Origin of the sequence: Lysobacter silvisoli, assembly GCF_003382365.1 — a bacterium.
GTDB lineage: Bacteria > Pseudomonadota > Gammaproteobacteria > Xanthomonadales > Xanthomonadaceae > Lysobacter > Lysobacter silvisoli.
Genome location: NZ_QTSU01000001.1, coordinates 877,490 through 893,951, shown reverse-complemented (window position 1 = coordinate 893,951; position 16,462 = coordinate 877,490). Strand labels below are relative to the sequence as shown.

The following is a 16,462-nucleotide window of genomic DNA, read 5'->3' as shown; positions in this document are numbered from 1 at the left end:
ATGAGTTCCGCCAAGCCGACCCCCACTCCACGCCGCCGCGCCTCGCCGGCGCTGATCGCGGCCAAGACCCTGGTCCACCTGCTCGCATTGACCCCGGCCGCGATCCTGGCTTGGCAGATCCGCGCCGAATACCTCACCGGCAGCGGCGGCCTGGGCGCGGACCCGGTGGCCGAAATCGAGCACCGCCTGGGCCTGTGGGCGCTGCGCCTGTTGCTGCTGACCCTGGCGATCACGCCGCTGCGCCAGCTCAGCGGTCAACCGGTGCTGCTGCGCTTCCGCCGCATGCTCGGCCTGTACGCCTTCGCCTACGCCAGCCTGCACCTGGCCGCCTACCTGGTGCTGGACCTGCGCGGCTACTGGACCCAGATTTTCGAAGAGATCGCCAAGCGCCCCTACATCACCGTCGGCTTCGCCGCCTGGCTGCTGCTGGTGCCGCTGGCGCTGACCTCCACCCAGGGCATGATGCGGCGCCTGGGCCGGCTATGGGGTCGCCTGCACCGCCTGATCTACGCCATCGCGGTGCTGGCGGTGCTGCACTTCTGGTGGCTGGTGAAATCGGACGTGCGCGAACCGGCGCTGTACGCCGCGATCCTGGCCGCGCTGCTGGGCTGGCGGCTGTGGAAGCGGCTGCGCGCGCTCAGCGCGCGCCGTACAGCAGCAGCAGGCTGAGCGCGGCCGCCAGCAAAGCCGCCGCCAGCAACAGCCAGGGCATGCGCCGCACCGAGGACGGCAAGGCCGGCGCCGGGCGCGCGCGTTCCTCGGCCTCGAACTCGGCCAGGTGCGGTGCGGGCGCGGGCTCGGCCGCGCCGCGGCGGCTGGGCGCCTCGATCACGAAGCGGTGCTGCGATTCCAGCACCAGCTGGTCGCCGGGCTGCAGCAGGGCGTTGCGCACCGGCCGGCCGTTGACCAGGCTGCCTTCGACCGAGCCCATGTCGCGCAGGACCACGCCGTCGGCATGGGCCTCCAGGCGCGCGTGGCGCGGCGCGAACGAGGCATCGTCGATGCGGATGTCGCATTCGGAGGCGCGGCCGATGGTGCGCGGCCGGTCCAGGGTGTAGCAGCGGCCGTGATGCGGACCGGCGACGCCGCGCACCACCATGCGGCTTTCGGCGGCCTCGCCGAAGCCGTAGTCCACCGGCGCCTGCAGCGGTTCGCCGGCCAGCAGCAACAGCTCCACGCCGTCGAGGAAGATGGTGTCGCCGGCGCGCAGCATGGCCATGCGCCGCACCGGGCGGCCGTTGACGTGCAGGCCGCGCACGCCTTCGCGCACCTGCAGCCAGACCCCGCGGCGGTCGACGCAGACTTGCGCCACCGCGTCGTTGCCGTCGCGGACCAGCGCCGCGCGTCCGCTGGCGTCGCGGCCGATCGCATGCACGCCCGGGCTCAACGCCAGGTCGGCATGTTCACGGTTGGGGTATCGCAGTCTTAAGGCTTCCACGCCGCGGCAATCTAGCAGGTTGTCGGAGTGCGCGCATCGTGCGCGCCGGGCTTGGATGCGCGCAGCCCCGGCCGCACAATAGCCGCGACCTGGGAGGAACCACCGCAATGTCGAACATCGATATCCGCCACGACCATTCGCTGACCCACGCCAAGGCGCGCAAGGCGGTCGAGGAAGTCGCCGAAAAACTGGCCGAGCGCTTCGGCATCGAGTACGACTGGAACGGCGACATCCTCAACTTCGCCCGCAGCGGCGTGGACGGCAAGATCGCCCTGGGCCCCAAGCAGTTGCGCGTGACCGCCAGCCTGGGCTTCCTGCTGGGCGCGCTCAAGGGCCCGATCGAAAGCGAGATCCGCCGGGTGCTGGACGAGCGTTTCAAGTAAGGCGGAACGCGCCCGCGGGCCTGGGGTCCGCCGTTCCCGCGCAGGCGGGAACCCCGATTCCGACACGTAGCCACGCCGGCCGACTGGATTCCCGCGTTCGCGGGAATGACGGGTGGAGATTCGCGCGCTACCCGTGACCACCGCTGCTTTCGCCGACATTCCCGCGCAGGCGGGAACCAGTGGCTTCAGCGCGATGGGACGGTCCGGACCGTCCCTATTCCATCCCCGCAAACGGCCGCGCCTCCCCCGCGAACAGCCGCCGCGCCACCTCGCGCTCGTCGGCCTCGATCTCGGCGATGAACTCGCGCACGTCGCCCAGTTGCCCGAACGCGGCGAAGCCGCGCTCCAAAAAGCCCTGCAGTTCCGACAGCCCGGCCGCCTTGGCCGGCCCGCGCGAGAGCTTGAGCAAGGTGGAGATGCCCGGCAGCCGCACCGCCCGCCCCAGCCCCAGGCCCACGCGCGCGATCAGGTCGATCTGGTGCGCGCGCAGCCGCGGCAGGCCGCAGTCGCGGTAGGCCTGCGCGTACAAGGCCGCGTCCAGGCGCTTGCGCCGCGGCGCCAGGCGCTGCAGCGCCTGGGCCATGCGCAGGTCGAAGGCATGGGTCAGCAGGCCCAGCTCGATCGCATCGGCCACCGTGGCCAGCAGCGCCGCCGGCAGCAGGCGCTGCATCATCGGCAGCACCCGCGCGATGTCGGCGTCGCGGCGGCTGAAGTCGTGATCGTTGTAGACGTCGCTGAGGAAGAACTGCGCCGCCGGCCGCCGCTGCGGGTCGCGCAGGAAGCGGTCGAAGCTGGCCTCCAGCCGGCGCGCCTGCCAGCTGCGCAGCTCGGTCAGCCAGCGCAATCGGTTGCGCGGCTCCCGGCGCGGGTCGGTCAGGGCCTGATGGCGCGCCAGCAGGCCGCCCAGGCGCGCGGAGAGATCGTTCGTCCTGGCCATCGCCTGCATGATCGCGGCCGCGGCTGCGCCCCGCAACCGCCGGCGGCGGGGTCTGGCGCGGCCGGCGCGGTCGGCTACACTCGGACGGATACTCCTCCGCACGGTCGCCGCTCACCCCATGCTGTCACTCCACTCCGCCCGGCAACGGGCGCGCACCACCGGCACCCCGGCGAAAATCGGCCTGGCCATCGCCGGTGGCGGTCCGATCGGCGGCATGTACGAGTTGGGCGCGCTGCGCGCGCTGGACGAGGCCCTGGAAGGCTTGGACCTGACCCGGCTGGACTGCTACGTCGGCGTCAGCAGCGGCGCCTTCCTCGCCGCCGGACTGGCCAACCGCATGGACACCACGCAGATGTGCCGGATCTTCATCACCGGCGACAGCGACGACGTCCAGTTCCGCCCCGAGGCGTTCATGCGCCCGGCCTTCTTCGAATACATGAAGCGCGCCGCCAGCTTCCCGCGCCTGGCCGCGGAATGGTGGCGCGAGCTGCTGTTCTCGCCGCGCGAGGCGCGCTGGTCGGACCTGGTCACCCGTTTCGGCGGCCTGATCCCCAACGGCCTGTTCGACAACGGCGAGGTCGAGCGCTTCCTGCGCAACGTGTTCACCCGCCGCGGCCGCAGCAACGATTTCCGCGAGCTGGACGCGCGCCTGTACGTGGTCGCGGTGGACATCGACAGCGGCGACGCGGTGCGCTTCGGCGGCGACGACTGGAACGACATCCCGATCTCCCAGGCGGTGCAGGCCAGCGCCGCCCTGCCCGGCCTGTACCCGCCGGTGCAGATCCGCGGCCGCCATTTCGTCGACGGCGCCCTGCGCCGCACCATGCACGCCTCGCTGGTGCTGGAACAGGGCATCGACCTGCTGATCGGCATCAATCCGCTGGTGCCCTTCAGCCACAACCGCGATGCCAGCGTGGACGAGGACCGCAGCCTGGCCGCCGGCGGCCTGCCGGCGGTGCTGTCGCAGACCTTCCGCACCCTGCTGCAGTCGCGCATGCAGGTGGGCCTGGCGCGCTATGCCCAGCAGTACCCGAACATCGACCAGTTGGTGTTCGAGCCCAATCCGGACGACGGCGAGCTGTTCTTCACCAACGCCTTCAGCTTCTCCTCGCGCCGGCGCATCTGCGAGATCGCCTACCGCAACACCCTGGCCGACCTGCGCCAGCGCGCCGACGCCCTGCGTCCGGTGCTGGCCGCGCACGGCATCCGCTTGCGCGACGAGGTGCTGGCCCAGACCGACCGCTCCATCCTCGACGGCATCGGCGCGCCACCGCGCGACACCGAGACCACGGCACGCCTGCGCCGCGCACTGGACGACGTGGACCATCTGGTCGAGCGCCGGCGCAGCCGGGCCAAGGCCAAGTAACTGCGCTGTGCGCGGGCTTGGATGGGTTCGCTGGGAATGGATGAAAGCGCTGGCGCCGCTCGGGCTTCGCTGATTTCCATCGGCCTTGGCGGCGCGTGCCGTCCAATGGTGTGAAAGCTCTAGACACCACCGCCATCGTGCGGTGACATCGAATCTACGCCCGCTCGGAGGGCAGCTCATGGCCAAGTTCAAGAAGAACGCGAAGAAGACCGCTTCCGCCAGCAAGACCACGGCCAGCGCCAGCGCCCAGGAACAGGCCGAGCGCCTGTCCAAGACCCTGAGCGAATCGGCGCAGCAGATCTGGCTGGCCGGCGTCGGCGCCTTCAGCCGCGCCCAGGCCGAGGGCACCAAGCTGTTCGAAGGCCTGGTCAAGGAAGGCCTGAGCCTGGAGCAGACCGCGCGCAAGTTCACCGGCGGCCAGGCCGACGCCCTGCGCGATGCGGTCGAGTCCAAGGTCGGCCACGCGCGCGAACGCGCCGCCGACACCTGGGATCGCCTGGAAAAGGTGTTCGAAGAGCGCGTGCAGCGCGCCCTGGTCAAGCTGGGCGTGCCCGGCCGCGACGACCTGGCCGGACTGAGCCAGCGCGTGGATGCGCTGACCGCCGAGCTGCGCCGTCAGGGCGGCAAGCCCGCTGCCAAGGCGGCCGCCAAGCCCGCCGCCGCCAAGGCGCAGAAGGTCACCGCCGCCAAGAAGGTGGCCAAGCAGCCGGCGCTGAAGAAGGCCGCCGCCAAGGCGCCGCGCAAGGCCGTCGCCAAGCCCAAGCCGCCGGTCGCGCCGTAAGTTCAGCGGTACCGCAATACCGCGCGCCGGCCGGTCCGGCGCGCCGCTCCAAGCCCGCCAGTCCGTCTGCCCGTATGCTCCCCTCCCCTTACGGTTCCGGACTGGCGGGCTTTCTTTGTCCGCCGCCCGCGCGCCGTCGCGTTGGGCTGATAACCGGCGCCGGACCACGGCCGCAGCGCCTAGCACACCCCGGACCGTGAACCATGGCCGCGGCGAAGGGTGCCGGGTGGCGTATATTTTGCGCCCCACATCCGGCCTGAGGCCTGCATGTCCCCAGTCGTGTCGCTGCTGACCGCTCTGATCGTCGCCCTGCTGCTGGGAGGCGCGATCAGCGCTTATCTGTGGCTGCACCGGCGGCGCCGCGCCGAGACCCGCGCCGGCATCGAGGCGCTGGCCAACATGCGCTGGCGCGAGTTTTCGCGGCTGGTGATCGAGGCCCTGCAGCCGCGCGGCTTCGAGGCCGAATCGGTGGAGCAGACCCTGGAACGCGGCACCCAGTCCGAGGAACTGCGCCTGCAGCGCGACGGCCACCCCTGGCTGCTGGCCTGCAAGCAGGGCCATGCCAACTACCTGGTCGGCGCGGCGGTGGTGGCCGAGTTCGCCAACGCGGTTCGCTTCGCCGGCGCCAGCGGCGGCGTGCTGGCCACGCCCGGCCGCATCGCCGCGTCGGAAGTGCGCGGCGTGGAACTGGAGCTCTACGACGGCCCGGCGCTGTGGTCGCTGGTGCGCCCGTTGCTGCCGCCATCGCTGCGCGACGACCTCAGCGCCGCTGCGCGCAAGCAGGTCGTGCGCGAGACCGTGTTCGGCTGGGCCGCCGCGGTGGTGGTCGGCGCCGCGGTGTTCCTGCTGCTGCCCAAGCCCGCGCAGGCGCCCGTCGCGCCTGTGGCGCCGGTGACTGCCGCGCCCGAACCTGCGCCCGCGGCGCCCGTGGCCGCCGAGCCGGCGCTCAGCGCCGCCGCTCCGGCCGACCCCAACCGCGAGCAGTACGAGCGCGGCGAGGTGATCCGCATGGTGTCCTCGCTGCCCGGCGTGGAGCGCGCGCTGTGGTCCACGTCCTCGACCCTGGTGGTCTACCGCCTGGACGAATCCAGCACCGACGTGCAGCAGATCTGCGGCATCCTCGAGCGCTATGCCTTCCTGCGCTCCTCGCGCCTGCAACTGCAACCGCCGCCGGGCAGCACCCAGCGCGTGCGGTTCTTGCAATGCAAGACGTATTGAGCGCTTAGGCGCGTAGTCCGCGCCTAGCCGCCTTACTGAGCCCGCCCATACAAAGCCCCCTTTGCTGTGCCCCCCTTTTTCAAAGGGGGGAACTGTTGGAGGGATGGGTGAGCTACCCCACCTTTACCAATGCACGCCGCGCATCAGCGCCGCGAACGCGATCTGTTCGTTGCTGGCATGCTCGTCCTTCAGACCCTTGCGGTCGCCCTTGGCCGCGGCCGAGTCCGGGAACAGCTCGAAGGCCGTGCTCATCACCACTTCGTAGGCCTTGGGCGCGAGCGCGTTGATGACCGAGGCGAAGATGCCCAGACGGGTGGCGATGCGGCTGGGCCGCTCGATGATGCCCTTGACCACCAGGTCGGCGGCCTCGTCCGGGGTCAGCGTGGGCACGCTGTCGTACATCTTGGTCGGCGCGATCATCGGCGTCTTCACCAGCGGCATGTTGATCGTGGTGAAGCTGATGCCCTTGCCCGACAGCTCGCCCTGGGCGCAGCGGCTGAACGCGTCCAGCGCCGCCTTGCTGGCCACGTAGGCCGAGAAGCGCGGCGAATTGGCCAGCACGCCGATCGAGGAGATGTTGATGATGTGGCCCTTGCGGCGCTCGGTCATCTTCGGCATGAAGCCCATGATCAGACGCAGGCTGCCGAAGTAGTTGAGCTGCATGGTGCGCTCGAAATCGTGGAAGCGGTCGTAGCTGAGTTCGATCGAGCGGCGGATCGAACGGCCGGCGTTGTTGACCAGGATGTCGACGTGGCCGTGCTCGTCCAGGATCTGCTTGACCAGGCGGTCGCAGTCGGCCATGTCGGCCAGGTCCGCGGTATAGGCGAAAACCTTGCCGCCGGCGGCCTTCATCGCGTCGCGCGCCTTGTACAGCTCCTCCTCGCCGCGCGCCACGATCACCGTGATCGCGCCGGCCGCGGCCACCTTCTCCGCCGTCGCCAGGCCGATGCCCGAGGAGCCGCCGGTGATCACCACCACCTTGTTGCGGACCTTGCCCTTGAGGGTGCGGTCGACGAACAGGTCCGGGTCCAGGTGGCGTTCCCAGTAATCCCACAGGCGCCAGGCGTAGCTGTCCAGGTTCGGCACCTTGATCCCGCTGCCGCGCAGCGCGCGTTCGGTCTCGCGGTTGTCGAAGCGGGTCGGATAGGTGATGAACTTCATCACTTCCTTGGGGATCTTGAAGTCGCGCAGCAGCATGCCGACGAAGCGCTTGACGGGCGGCAGGTTGCCGACCGCGCCGCGGATGCCGCTGGGCACGAAGGCGAACATGCGCGCGTCGATGCGCATGGTCATTTCCGGCGTGTGGCCGGCGCGGGCGAAGGTGTTGAGCACCTCGCCCACCCGCTGCGGTTCGGGGTCGGTCAGGTGGAAGCAGTGGCCGTCGAGCTTGGGCTTGTGCGCGATGTGGTCCATCGCGTCGACCACGTAGTCGACCGGGATGATGTTGATGCGCCCGCCCTCGATGCCCAGCATCGGCATCCACGGCGGCAGCATTTCGCGCAGCTTCTTGAGGAAGGTGAAGAAGTAGTACGGGCCGTCGATCTTGTCCATCTCGCCGGTCTGCGAGTGGCCCACCACCATGCCGGGGCGGTAGATGCGCCACTTGACCCGCTTCTCCGCGCGCACCAGGCCCTCGGAGTCGTGCTTGGTGCGCAGGTAGGGATCGTCCAGGCCCTCGGCTTCGTCGAACATGTCCTCGCGGAACACGCCCGGGTACAGGCCGGCGGCGGCGATCGAGCTGGTGTGGTGGAAGCAGCCCACGTTGAGCGCGGCGGCCAGGTCCAGCGCGTGCTGGGTGCCGTCGATGTTGGCCGCGCGCTGGGCCTGGGCGCTGGCGGTGAGGTCGTAGATCGCCGCCAGATGGAAGAAGTGCCTGACCTTGCCGCTCAGATTGCGGATCTGGGCGGCGCTCAGACCGCACTTGGCCGCGGTCATATCGCCGTTGACCGGCACCACCCGCTTCATGTCCCAGCCCATCTTCTTGGCCGTGGCTTCGAACTTCTTCTGCGAATCCTTGCGCACCAGCACATAGATCGTGCCCTTGCGCTTGAGCAGGTTGCTGACCAGAAACCGGCCGATGAACCCGGTCGCGCCGGTAACGAAATAACTCATGCCCCTCTCCTTGACCCCATTCGGCCGCGCGGCGGCGGCAGGTACCCACATGCGCCTAACTTGCCAGAGCCCGGGCCGGCGAACAATTCCCTTCCGTATTGACCACCCCGGCCACGCATGCGGTAATGCCGCATCCACCTTGGCCGCCGGGAGGGGCACGCCATGTCCGATCTGAAGTCCAGTTTCGAGCAAGCCGCAAAGGATGTGCAGTCGCTGTCCGAGCGCCCCGACAACGACACCCTGCTGCGCCTGTACGCGCTGTACAAGCAGGGCGCCGAAGGCGACGTCAGCGGCCCCAAGCCGGGCTTCTTCGACTTCGTCGGCACCGCCAAGTACGAGGCCTGGGCCAAGCTCACGGGCACCGGCCAGGACGAGGCGATGAAGAAGTACGTCGACCTCGTGAAGAAGCTGCGCGGCTGATGCCGCGCCGGGAGCGCCGACCGGCGGCGCGACGTTGCAGGGCGGGTTGATCCCGTGGCGAAACAGACCCGCCAGCGCATCCTCGACGCGGCGTTGACCATGTTCAACGCCCAGGGCGAGCCCAACGTCACCACCAACCATATCGCCGACGAGCTGGAGATCAGCCCGGGCAATCTGTATTACCACTTCCGCAACAAGGACGACATCATCGAGCAGCTGTTCGCGCGCTTCGAGGAGCGCATGGACAGCGCCCTGGCCGCGCCGCAGGGCCGCCTGCCCGGGCTGGAGGACATCTGGCTGCAGTTGCACCTGGTGTTCGAGTGCATCTGGGACTACCGCTTCCTGTACCGCGACCTGGTCGAGATCCTCAGCCGCAACCGCCGCTTGCGCTTGCGCTTCGCCCGCATCCTCAAGCGCGCCGACGAGCAGGCCCACACCGTCATGCGCGGCCTGTCCCAGGCCGGGGTCATGCGCGCCTCCAGCGACGAACTGGCCGCCACCGCCACCAACGTGCTGGTGATCGCCACCTTCTGGCTCAACTACGCCGCCGCCCGCGGCGACAAGGACGAGCACGCCGCGATCCGCGACGGCATCGTCCAGGTGATGATGCTGCTGGCCCCGTTCCTGCGCGACGCCGAACGCGTCCACCTCAACACCCTGATCCGCGCCTACCTCGACTGAGCCGGCGATGCCTTGGAGTAGGAGCGGCGTAAGCCGCGACCGCGAACCCTGGGCCTCCGGCGCGGATCCGGTTGCCGTCGTCCGCGCAGCCGCGATGCCCCTTCGAAGCTAACGCTCGCCGCCCTCTGGCGCGGTCGCGGCTCACGCCGCTCCTACCCCAAAGCCGCGCGACGCCCGCCTTCTATAGGAGCGGCGCAAGCCGCGACCCTGAAACCACACGGCCGTGCAAGCCTCTTTAAACCTGCGCTTTGGGGTAGGAGCGGCGTGAGCCGCGACCCTGAAATCCGCACGGCCGCGCAAGCTGCGTTCGCGCTCGGGACCCGGTCGCGGCTCACGCCGCTCCTACCCAAGAGCCGCACGACACCCGCCTTCTGTAGGAGCGGCGCAAGCCGCGACCCTGAAACCGCATGGCCGCGCAAGCCTCATCAAACCTGCGCTTTGGGGTAGGAGCGGCGTGAGCCGCGACCCTGAAATCCGCACGGCCGCGCAAGCGGCGTGAGCCACGATTCCCCTCGCTGCCCCATTGCCGTAGCGCAACAACGCAAACCGCGCAGCCGCGCGCGAATTCACGTGCCTGCCCGCCCTAGTCTGATCCTTGCGGGGGCCCACCCCGCGATCACTTCAAGGAGAGGAGTGTCATGAACGTATTCCGCCGCAAGCGCGTCCTGTTCGTCGCCATCGCCCTGCTGGCCTGCTCCAGCACCGCCTGGGCCGTATGCCGCCCCAATAACTGCGCCACCCGCTACCACCAGTGCCTGAATGGCGGCGGCGACGAAACCGCCTGCGAACTGGCCTATTACCGCTGCCTGCAGAGCTACGGCTGCCCCATCCCCTGAGCCGGTCGCGCAAACGCGAAGGGCGCCCGTGGGCGCCCTTCGTTTCCACCGTAGTGGCGCAGGCCTCAGGCCTTGCGCGCACCGCGCCGGGCGGCCGGCTTGCGCACGCCGCGGCGCGCCGGCGCCGCCGGCTTGGCGGCCTTGCGCGCCTGGGTCTTGCCCTTGCCCTTGCGAGCGGCGCGCTGCGGCTTCGGCGACAGGCCCAGCTTGTCCAGCACCGGCGCCAGGCGGCGCTCGACCTGGGCGCTGAACTTCAGCACCTGCGGCTCGACCTGACCGCGCACGCCGTCCAGCTGCGCGCGCGTTCTCTGGCGCGCCTGCGCGACGAAACGGGTGGCGCGACGCTGCAGGCGGTCGGCGCGTTCGACCGCGCGACCGGCGGCGTTGAAACCTTCGCGACGGGCGATCGCGACCAGGCCCAGGCCGGCTAGCCACAGGTGGCGCAGCGTGGTTTCCTTGGCCGGACGGGATTTGCGTTTGACGGTTGCCATGGGGGTGCTCCGCTGACCGACCGGACGGCCGGTTTCTTGAGCGCATCCTGGCCCGGCCGGATCGAGCAATCACACTAGCCGCGCGCATGCGCGCCTCTTGCCAGGACACCGCCCGCGGCGGGATGCTGCGCTCCCGACCTTCGACTAGGACAGCAGATGGCCGCGAAATCCGCCTGGGCCGCTTTTCCGCACGACGCCAAGGGCTACGCCTATGCCGGCGACGCCCTCAAGAAAGCCTGGCCCAAGCTGCACGCCGGCGACACCGAACCCTACCCGGACGCCAAGCGCGCCGCGGCGCTGATCGCCGCCGCCGGCAAGGCCGCGCCCAAGGGCCTGGACGCCGACGCCCTCGCGACCGCGCTGCAGGACGCCTGGCGCGCCTTCCACCGCGGCGATTTCAAGGCCGCCTTCGATGCCGGCCAGGCGCTGGGCCCGGTCGGCGCCTCGGTCGCGGTCAAGGCGCTGGGCATCCACGCCACCTACCTGGTCGACGACGACGAGGAAAAGCTCAAGCGCTACGAGCAGGCCGCCAAGCTCGCCGAAGCCGCGGTCAAGGCGCTGCCCGAGGACGTCAACAGCCACTACCGCCACGCCTTCGCCCTGGGCCGCTACAGCCAGGGCCTGAGCATCGCCAAGGCGCTCAAGGCCGGCATCGCAGGCAAGGTCCGCGCCGCGCTGGACGCCGCCCTGGAACTGTCGCCCAAGCACGCCGAAGCGCACACGGCGATGGCGCTGTACCACGCCGAGATCATCGGCAAGGTCGGCTCGATGATCGGCGGCCTGACCTACGGCGCCAAGGCCGCCGAGGCCGAGAAGCACATCAAGACCGCGCTCAAGCTCACCCCCGACTCGCCCATCGCCCACATCGAACAGGGCAACGTGCTGATGCTGCTGCACGGCGACAAGCAGGAGGACGCGGCCGCCGCGGCCTACGAAAAGGCCGCCAAGCTCAAGCCCGCCGACGCGATGGAAGCGCTGGACGCGGCCTACGCGCGCGAACAGCTGGAATAAACCCCGCGGCCGCATGAACGGGTGGGCTTGCCTAGTTCGCGGCGGCCCCCTACAATCTGCGGCCCAAGTAATTGGGCGGTTAGCTCAGCGGTAGAGCACTGCTTTCACACGGCAGGGGTCACAAGTTCGAAACTTGTACCGCCCACCATTTACGGACAAGGCCGGCGCAAGCCGGCCTTCGTCTTTCCGGCCCCCGCGCCGCGGGCCCGCATCGCCAGGAGCCCCGCCGTGGCCGTCGCCCGCCTGTACCACAACCCCGGCTGCTCCAAGTCGCGCGGGGCGCTGGAACTGCTGCGCGAACGCGGCCTGGAGCCGGAGCTGGTGAGCTACCTGGACACCCCGCCCGACGCGGCCGAACTGCGCGCGCTGCTGCGCCTGCTGGACCTGCCCGCACGCGCCCTGCTGCGCAGCGGCGAGCCCGAGTACGCGCAGCTCGGCCTGGACGATCCCGCCCTGGACGAAGCCGCGCTGATCGCCGCGATGGCCGCGCACCCACGCCTGATCGAACGCCCGATCTTCATCCACGGCGACCGCGCCGTGGTCGGCCGCCCGCCGGAGCGCGTGCTGGAGTTGTTGTAGTCGACCGCCCCCTGTAGGAGCGGCGCAAGCCGCGACCCTGAAACACGAACGGCGGCGCAAGCCCGAGGACGTGCGGGCGATCCAGTCGCGGCGCATCGCGCGGTCAGTCGAACATCTCGTCAGTGACGACATAAGCCGTCGCCGGAAATCCCAGCCCAATGGGATTACGCGGCCGTGCGCACTTCAGGGCCGCGGCTTGCGCCGCTCCTACCCCAAAGCAGCGTGGCTACAGCGACTTGCTCGCGCGCAACGACGCCACCTGCTCCGGCGCGGCGAAGCTGTCGCTGCGCGCGCTGGCCCAATAGCGCTGGAACACCGCATGCGACGGGATGCGGCCGACCAGTTCGCCCGGCTCCAGGAAGTTGTACAGCGCGCCCAGCGAGCGCACCTCGGTGGCCGAGACCCGGCGCAGGATATGCTCCGGCCCCAACTGCTCCGGATGCGACAGCCCCGCCGCGCACAGCAGATCGCGCAGCGCCTTGAGCGTGTTGTCGTGGAAGTGGAACACGCGCGTGGCCTTGTCCGGAACGTCCAGCCGGCGCCAGCGCTTGGGGTCCTGGGTGGCCACGCCGGTCGGGCAACGGTCGGTATGGCAGCTCTGCGCCTGGATGCAGCCCAGCGCGAACATGTAGCCGCGCGCGGCGTTGCACCAGTCCGCGCCCATCGCCAGGGTGCGCGCGATGTCGAAGGCGCTGACGATGCGCCCGGCCGCGCCGATGCGGATGCGGTCGCGCAGGTTCAGCCCGACCAGGGTGTTGTGCACCAGCATCAGCGCCTCGTGCATGGGCACGCCGACGTGGTCGATGAACTCCGCCGGCGCCGCGCCGGTGCCGCCCTCGGCGCCGTCGACGACGATGAAGTCCGGCAGCAGCCCGGTCTCGTGCATGGCCTTGGCGATGCCGAACCATTCCCAGGGATGGCCGACGGCCAGCTTGAAGCCGCAGGGCTTGCCGCCGGAACGCTCGCGCAGCCGGGCCACGAACTCCAGCAACCCGCGCGGGGTGTCGAAGGCGCTGTGGCTGGCCGGCGACACGCAGTCGAAGCCCATCGGCACGCCGCGCGTGGCCGAGATCTCGGCGCTGACCTTGGCCGCCGGCAGCACGCCGCCGTGGCCGGGCTTGGCGCCCTGCGACAGCTTGACCTCGATCATCTTCACTTGCGGATCGGCCGCGGCCGCGGCGAAGCGCGCTTCGTCGAACAGACCCTGCTCGTCGCGGCAGCCGAAATAGCCCGAGCCCAGTTCCCACACCAGATCGCCGCCGTGCTCGCGGTGGTAGGGCGAGATCGAGCCCTCGCCGGTGTCGTGGTAGAAGCGGCCCAACTGCGCGCCCTTGTTCAAGGCGCGGATCGCGTTGGCCGACAGCGAGCCGAAGCTCATCGCCGAGATGTTGAACACGCTGGCCGAATACGGCTGCGCCGACTGCGCGCCGATCACGATGCGGAAGTCGTGATCGATGTGCGGTGTGGGCGCCAGCGAATGGTTGATCCATTCGTAGTCGTGGCCGTACACGTCCTGCTGGGTGCCGAACGGGCGCACGTCGTTGACCGACTTGGCGCGCTGGTAGACCAGGGCGCGCTGCTGGCGCGAGTACGGCACCTCGGCGGTATCGGCCTCGATGAAGTACTGGCGCATCTCCGGCCCGATCGACTCCAGGCCGTAGCGGAAATGCGCGAGCACCGGATAGTTGCGGCGCAAGGTGCTGCGGGTCTGCAGCAGGTCCCAGGTGCCCAGCGCGGCGACCGCGCCGCACACGGCCACCGCCCACCACCAATCCGGGCTCAACCACAGCGACGCCACCAGGGCGGCGAGGAACAGGATCAGGCTGGCGACGTAGACGGCGTAACGCATCGGCGGGCTGGGAATTCGCGGGCTGCGCCGAGCATAGCGCGCCGGGCCGCGCGCCGGACCCACCCCCGCGATTACAGGCGCGCGTCGACTTGATCGCGCGGGTACAGGCTCTTGATGTCGTACAGCAACGCGCCGGGGCGGCCGTAGGCGCGCGCGCCGGCCGCGCCCAGGGCGCGGAACTGCTCGTGCGCCACCGCCAGCACTACCGCGTCGTAGGCGCCCTGCGGCGGCTGCGCCAGCACCTCCACGCCGTACTCGCGGCGCGCGTGCCCGGCGTCCACCCAGGGATCGTGGATGTCCACGCGCGCCCGGTATTCGCCCAGCTGCCTGGCCAGGTCGATGACCCGGGTGTTGCGCAGGTCGGCGCAGTTTTCCTTGAACGCCAGGCCCAGGATCAGGATGCGCGCATCGGCCACGGCCAGGCCGCGCTGGATCATGCGCTTGACCAGGTCGCCGGCCACGTGCTCGCCCATGGCGTCGTTGATGCGGCGGCAGGCGTGCAGGATTTCGGGGTGGTAGCCGGCCGCCTGCGCCTTCTGGATCAGGTAGTACGGGTCCACGCCGATGCAATGCCCGCCGACCAGGCCCGGGCGGAACGGCAGGAAATTCCACTTGGTCCCCGCCGCCTCCAGCACCTCGGTAGTGTCCAGGCCCAGGCGCTGGAAGATCAGCGCGAACTCGTTGACCAGGGCGATGTTGGCGTCGCGCTGGGTGTTCTCGATCACCTTGGACGCCTCGGCCACGCGCAGGCTGGAGACCTTGTGGGTGCCGGCGCGAATGATGCTGGCGTAGAGCGCGTCGACCCGATCCGCCGCTTCGGGCGTGGAGCCCGAGGTGACCTTGGGTATGTCGACCAGACGCCGCTGGCGGTCGCCGGGGTTGATGCGCTCGGGGCTGTAGCCGACGAAGAAGTCCACGTTGTAGCGCAGCCCGGAGGCGCGCTCGAGTTCGGGCACGCAGATCTCCTCGGTCGCGCCCGGGTAGACCGTGGATTCGTAGATCACCAGCGCGCCGGCCTGCATGCGCTCGCCGATGGCGCGGCTGGCCCGCACCAGCGGGCCGAAGTCCGGGCGCTTGTGCTCGTCCACCGGCGTGGGCACGGTGACCACGAACACCTCGCGCCCGGCCAGGTCGGCGGCGTCCGCGCTCAGGCGCAGCCGGGTCGCGGCGGCAAACTCCTCGGCGCCGGCTTCGCCGTTGCCGTCGCGGCCGGCCTGCAGCGCGGCCACGCGCTCGGCGTCGATGTCGTAGCCCAGGGTGTCGTAGCGCTTGCCCAGCTCGATCGCCAGCGGCAGGCCCACATAACCCAGGCCGACCACGGCGATGCGCGCATTGGGGAGGTCGACCTTGGGCATGCGCGGTCCTGGCTGGGAGTCGTCCGCGGAGCCGGGGCCCCGTGCGTGCGCCCGCCGCGGTGCGTGCGGCGGGCCTCCCGGATTATAGGCGGCGGCCGCGCTGTCGGACTTTTCCTACACGCCTTGGCGGCATCCCCCGACTGCGACGGCGCGGACGCCCGCGCACACTGCCCTGGCCCGACCGCCGCGCCGGGTCCAGGGATAGGGACGCCGCACCGCGGCGGACAGGGACGCCCACCTGCGCGGCCGTCGCGGTTCTTCCTGGCTCACGGAACCGTCCCATGCCGTACCGCGTCGAACTGCACGAACCCCGGCCGCTGGGCCGCCCGATCTGCTCGCCGGCCACGGTGGAGTGCCACCCCAGCCTGCGCGCGGCCAGCGAAGCGGCACGCCGCGACGCGGTCGAGCACGCCAAGGCTTACCGCGTGGACGTGCGCGTACAGATCTTCGGCCCCTGCGGCCGGCTCACGGTCGGCACCCAGGTGCGCTACAGCGAGCTCATGGCCCCGCGTGCGCCGCTGCGGCTGCTGCCGGGCGATCTGACCCAAGTGGCGCTGCCGCAGTAAACCGGCCCTGGCCATAAACCAGGGCGCTCGCGCAATGCGCCTCAGCCGCCCTGCCCGGCCGCCGCGCGCGGACTGGGCCGCAAGTGCAGGCTGCGCTGACGGCACAGGTCCAGGTCCGGATAACGCTGCTTGCTGCCGTCCAGGTAGGTCACGCGCAGTTCGTAGCGGCAGCCTTCGCCGTCGATCTGCAGCGTGGTCGAGGCGCCGCCGCCACGCAGCGGCTCGCCGATCGGCAGTTCGCGCGAGCCGCTGCCGTCGGTCACGGCCACCGACACCACGCTGTCGCGGGCGCGATTGACCAGTTCCAGGTAGCGCGTGCGCGCATGGGCATCGGCCTGCGCGGCGAGCGCGCACAGCAGGATCGGGGCGGCATAGCGGATCGGACGCATGGGGCGATCTCCGTCGGTCGGCGAGGGCCGGCGGGCTGCCGGCGCATCCA

18 protein-coding genes and 1 tRNA gene are annotated in these 16,462 nt (G+C 70.4%); 12 read left to right on the top strand and 7 right to left on the bottom strand.

The window, feature by feature from the left end; all coding sequences use genetic code 11:
• Complete coding sequence (gene msrQ / locus DX914_RS04205) at positions 1-669, top strand: protein-methionine-sulfoxide reductase heme-binding subunit MsrQ (protein WP_115857790.1); 669 nt, start codon at positions 1-3, stop codon at positions 667-669.
• Here the strand turns inward: msrQ and DX914_RS04200 are convergent.
• The gene (locus DX914_RS04200; RefSeq protein ID WP_115857789.1) at positions 638-1,438 is read right to left on the bottom strand and encodes an FHA domain-containing protein; all 801 of its coding nucleotides are present in this window, start codon (positions 1,436-1,438) and stop codon (positions 638-640) included. The genes msrQ and DX914_RS04200 overlap by 32 nt on opposite strands.
• Before the next feature lie 107 nt (positions 1,439-1,545).
• Here DX914_RS04200 and DX914_RS04195 point away from each other — a divergent pair, with 107 nt between their 5' ends.
• Positions 1,546-1,821: a polyhydroxyalkanoic acid system family protein gene (locus DX914_RS04195; RefSeq protein ID WP_115857788.1), complete on the top strand. Its 276-nt coding sequence runs from the start codon at positions 1,546-1,548 to the stop codon at positions 1,819-1,821.
• A 214-nt stretch (positions 1,822-2,035) separates the two neighbouring features.
• Here the strand turns inward: DX914_RS04195 and DX914_RS04190 are convergent, their stop codons facing one another.
• Entirely contained in the window at positions 2,036-2,758 is a 723-nt protein-coding gene (locus DX914_RS04190; RefSeq protein ID WP_115857787.1) for a DUF8198 family protein, read from the bottom strand.
• Positions 2,759-2,876: 118 nt separating this feature from the next.
• Between DX914_RS04190 and DX914_RS04185 the strand changes: the two genes are divergently transcribed.
• The 3 genes from DX914_RS04185 to DX914_RS04175 all read left to right on the top strand — a co-directional run bounded on the left by DX914_RS04185 (position 2,877) and on the right by DX914_RS04175 (position 6,123).
• Complete coding sequence (locus DX914_RS04185) at positions 2,877-4,124, top strand: patatin-like phospholipase family protein (protein ID WP_115857786.1); 1,248 nt, start codon at positions 2,877-2,879, stop codon at positions 4,122-4,124.
• A 178-nt stretch (positions 4,125-4,302) separates the two neighbouring features.
• Positions 4,303-4,905 carry a phasin family protein gene (locus DX914_RS04180; RefSeq protein ID WP_115857785.1) on the top strand — a complete coding sequence of 201 codons (603 nt, stop codon included), beginning with the start codon at positions 4,303-4,305 and terminating at the stop codon, positions 4,903-4,905.
• A 267-nt stretch (positions 4,906-5,172) separates the two neighbouring features.
• Positions 5,173-6,123, top strand: a complete 951-nt coding sequence (locus DX914_RS04175; RefSeq protein ID WP_115857784.1) for a restriction endonuclease — start codon at positions 5,173-5,175, stop codon at positions 6,121-6,123.
• Between the two features lie 123 nt (positions 6,124-6,246).
• On the opposite strand, the gene DX914_RS04170 is transcribed toward DX914_RS04175, so the two are convergent.
• Entirely contained in the window at positions 6,247-8,235 is a 1,989-nt protein-coding gene (locus tag DX914_RS04170; protein ID WP_115857783.1) for an SDR family oxidoreductase, read from the bottom strand.
• A 162-nt stretch (positions 8,236-8,397) separates the two neighbouring features.
• On the opposite strand from DX914_RS04170, the gene DX914_RS04165 reads away from it, so the two are divergent.
• The 3 genes from DX914_RS04165 (at position 8,398) to DX914_RS04155 (ending at position 10,172) form a co-directional block, all read left to right on the top strand.
• Positions 8,398-8,655 carry an acyl-CoA-binding protein gene (locus DX914_RS04165; protein ID WP_115857782.1) on the top strand — a complete coding sequence of 86 codons (258 nt, stop codon included), beginning with the start codon at positions 8,398-8,400 and terminating at the stop codon, positions 8,653-8,655.
• Between the two features lie 54 nt (positions 8,656-8,709).
• Positions 8,710-9,336: a TetR/AcrR family transcriptional regulator gene (locus DX914_RS04160; RefSeq protein WP_115857781.1), complete on the top strand. Its 627-nt coding sequence runs from the start codon at positions 8,710-8,712 to the stop codon at positions 9,334-9,336.
• A gap of 638 nt (positions 9,337-9,974) precedes the next feature.
• Positions 9,975-10,172 carry a hypothetical protein gene (locus DX914_RS04155; protein WP_115857780.1) on the top strand — a complete coding sequence of 66 codons (198 nt, stop codon included), beginning with the start codon at positions 9,975-9,977 and terminating at the stop codon, positions 10,170-10,172.
• 65 nt (positions 10,173-10,237) lie between these two features.
• Here the strand turns inward: DX914_RS04155 and DX914_RS04150 are convergent, their stop codons facing one another.
• Positions 10,238-10,663 (bottom strand): phasin family protein, encoded by a 426-nt coding sequence (locus DX914_RS04150; RefSeq protein ID WP_115857779.1) that lies wholly within the window; start codon positions 10,661-10,663, stop codon positions 10,238-10,240.
• A 156-nt stretch (positions 10,664-10,819) separates the two neighbouring features.
• Between DX914_RS04150 and DX914_RS04145 the strand changes: the two genes are divergently transcribed.
• The 3 genes from DX914_RS04145 to arsC all read left to right on the top strand — a co-directional run bounded on the left by DX914_RS04145 (position 10,820) and on the right by arsC (position 12,253).
• Positions 10,820-11,674: a tetratricopeptide repeat protein gene (locus tag DX914_RS04145; RefSeq protein WP_115857778.1), complete on the top strand. Its 855-nt coding sequence runs from the start codon at positions 10,820-10,822 to the stop codon at positions 11,672-11,674.
• Positions 11,675-11,747: 73 nt separating this feature from the next.
• A tRNA-Val gene (locus tag DX914_RS04140) sits at positions 11,748-11,822 on the top strand.
• Between the two features lie 80 nt (positions 11,823-11,902).
• Positions 11,903-12,253, top strand: a complete 351-nt coding sequence (arsC, locus tag DX914_RS04135; protein WP_115857777.1) for an arsenate reductase (glutaredoxin) — start codon at positions 11,903-11,905, stop codon at positions 12,251-12,253.
• 226 nt (positions 12,254-12,479) lie between these two features.
• Here arsC and DX914_RS04130 read toward each other — a convergent pair whose 3' ends face one another.
• Together DX914_RS04130 and DX914_RS04125 are read right to left on the bottom strand one after the other, a co-directional pair.
• Positions 12,480-14,102 (bottom strand): FMN-binding glutamate synthase family protein, encoded by a 1,623-nt coding sequence (locus tag DX914_RS04130; RefSeq protein WP_115857776.1) that lies wholly within the window; start codon positions 14,100-14,102, stop codon positions 12,480-12,482.
• Positions 14,103-14,173: 71 nt separating this feature from the next.
• On the bottom strand, positions 14,174-15,457 hold the full coding sequence (locus DX914_RS04125) for a nucleotide sugar dehydrogenase (RefSeq protein ID WP_115857775.1): 1,284 nt from the start codon (positions 15,455-15,457) through the stop codon (positions 14,174-14,176).
• A 281-nt stretch (positions 15,458-15,738) separates the two neighbouring features.
• Between DX914_RS04125 and DX914_RS04120 the strand changes: the two genes are divergently transcribed.
• Entirely contained in the window at positions 15,739-16,023 is a 285-nt protein-coding gene (locus DX914_RS04120; RefSeq protein ID WP_115857774.1) for a hypothetical protein, read from the top strand.
• A 41-nt stretch (positions 16,024-16,064) separates the two neighbouring features.
• Here the strand turns inward: DX914_RS04120 and DX914_RS04115 are convergent, their stop codons facing one another.
• Complete coding sequence (locus DX914_RS04115) at positions 16,065-16,412, bottom strand: hypothetical protein (protein WP_115857773.1); 348 nt, start codon at positions 16,410-16,412, stop codon at positions 16,065-16,067.
• Positions 16,413-16,462: the final 50 nt, after the last annotated feature.

Coding starts and splice junctions, on each gene's coding strand:
- DX914_RS04180 (WP_115857785.1), top strand. CDS start 4,303: ATGGCCAAGTTCAAGAAGAACGCGAAGAAGACCGCTTCCGCCAGCAAG.
- DX914_RS04115 (WP_115857773.1), bottom strand. CDS start 16,412: ATGCGTCCGATCCGCTATGCCGCCCCGATCCTGCTGTGCGCGCTCGCC.
- DX914_RS04165 (WP_115857782.1), top strand. CDS start 8,398: ATGTCCGATCTGAAGTCCAGTTTCGAGCAAGCCGCAAAGGATGTGCAG.
- DX914_RS04150 (WP_115857779.1), bottom strand. CDS start 10,663: ATGGCAACCGTCAAACGCAAATCCCGTCCGGCCAAGGAAACCACGCTG.
- DX914_RS04125 (WP_115857775.1), bottom strand. CDS start 15,457: ATGCCCAAGGTCGACCTCCCCAATGCGCGCATCGCCGTGGTCGGCCTG.
- DX914_RS04195 (WP_115857788.1), top strand. CDS start 1,546: ATGTCGAACATCGATATCCGCCACGACCATTCGCTGACCCACGCCAAG.
- DX914_RS04175 (WP_115857784.1), top strand. CDS start 5,173: ATGTCCCCAGTCGTGTCGCTGCTGACCGCTCTGATCGTCGCCCTGCTG.
- DX914_RS04145 (WP_115857778.1), top strand. CDS start 10,820: ATGGCCGCGAAATCCGCCTGGGCCGCTTTTCCGCACGACGCCAAGGGC.
- DX914_RS04130 (WP_115857776.1), bottom strand. CDS start 14,102: ATGCGTTACGCCGTCTACGTCGCCAGCCTGATCCTGTTCCTCGCCGCC.
- DX914_RS04185 (WP_115857786.1), top strand. CDS start 2,877: ATGCTGTCACTCCACTCCGCCCGGCAACGGGCGCGCACCACCGGCACC.
- DX914_RS04190 (WP_115857787.1), bottom strand. CDS start 2,758: ATGGCCAGGACGAACGATCTCTCCGCGCGCCTGGGCGGCCTGCTGGCG.
- DX914_RS04120 (WP_115857774.1), top strand. CDS start 15,739: ATGCCGTACCGCGTCGAACTGCACGAACCCCGGCCGCTGGGCCGCCCG.
- DX914_RS04155 (WP_115857780.1), top strand. CDS start 9,975: ATGAACGTATTCCGCCGCAAGCGCGTCCTGTTCGTCGCCATCGCCCTG.
- msrQ (WP_115857790.1), top strand. CDS start 1: ATGAGTTCCGCCAAGCCGACCCCCACTCCACGCCGCCGCGCCTCGCCG.
- DX914_RS04170 (WP_115857783.1), bottom strand. CDS start 8,235: ATGAGTTATTTCGTTACCGGCGCGACCGGGTTCATCGGCCGGTTTCTG.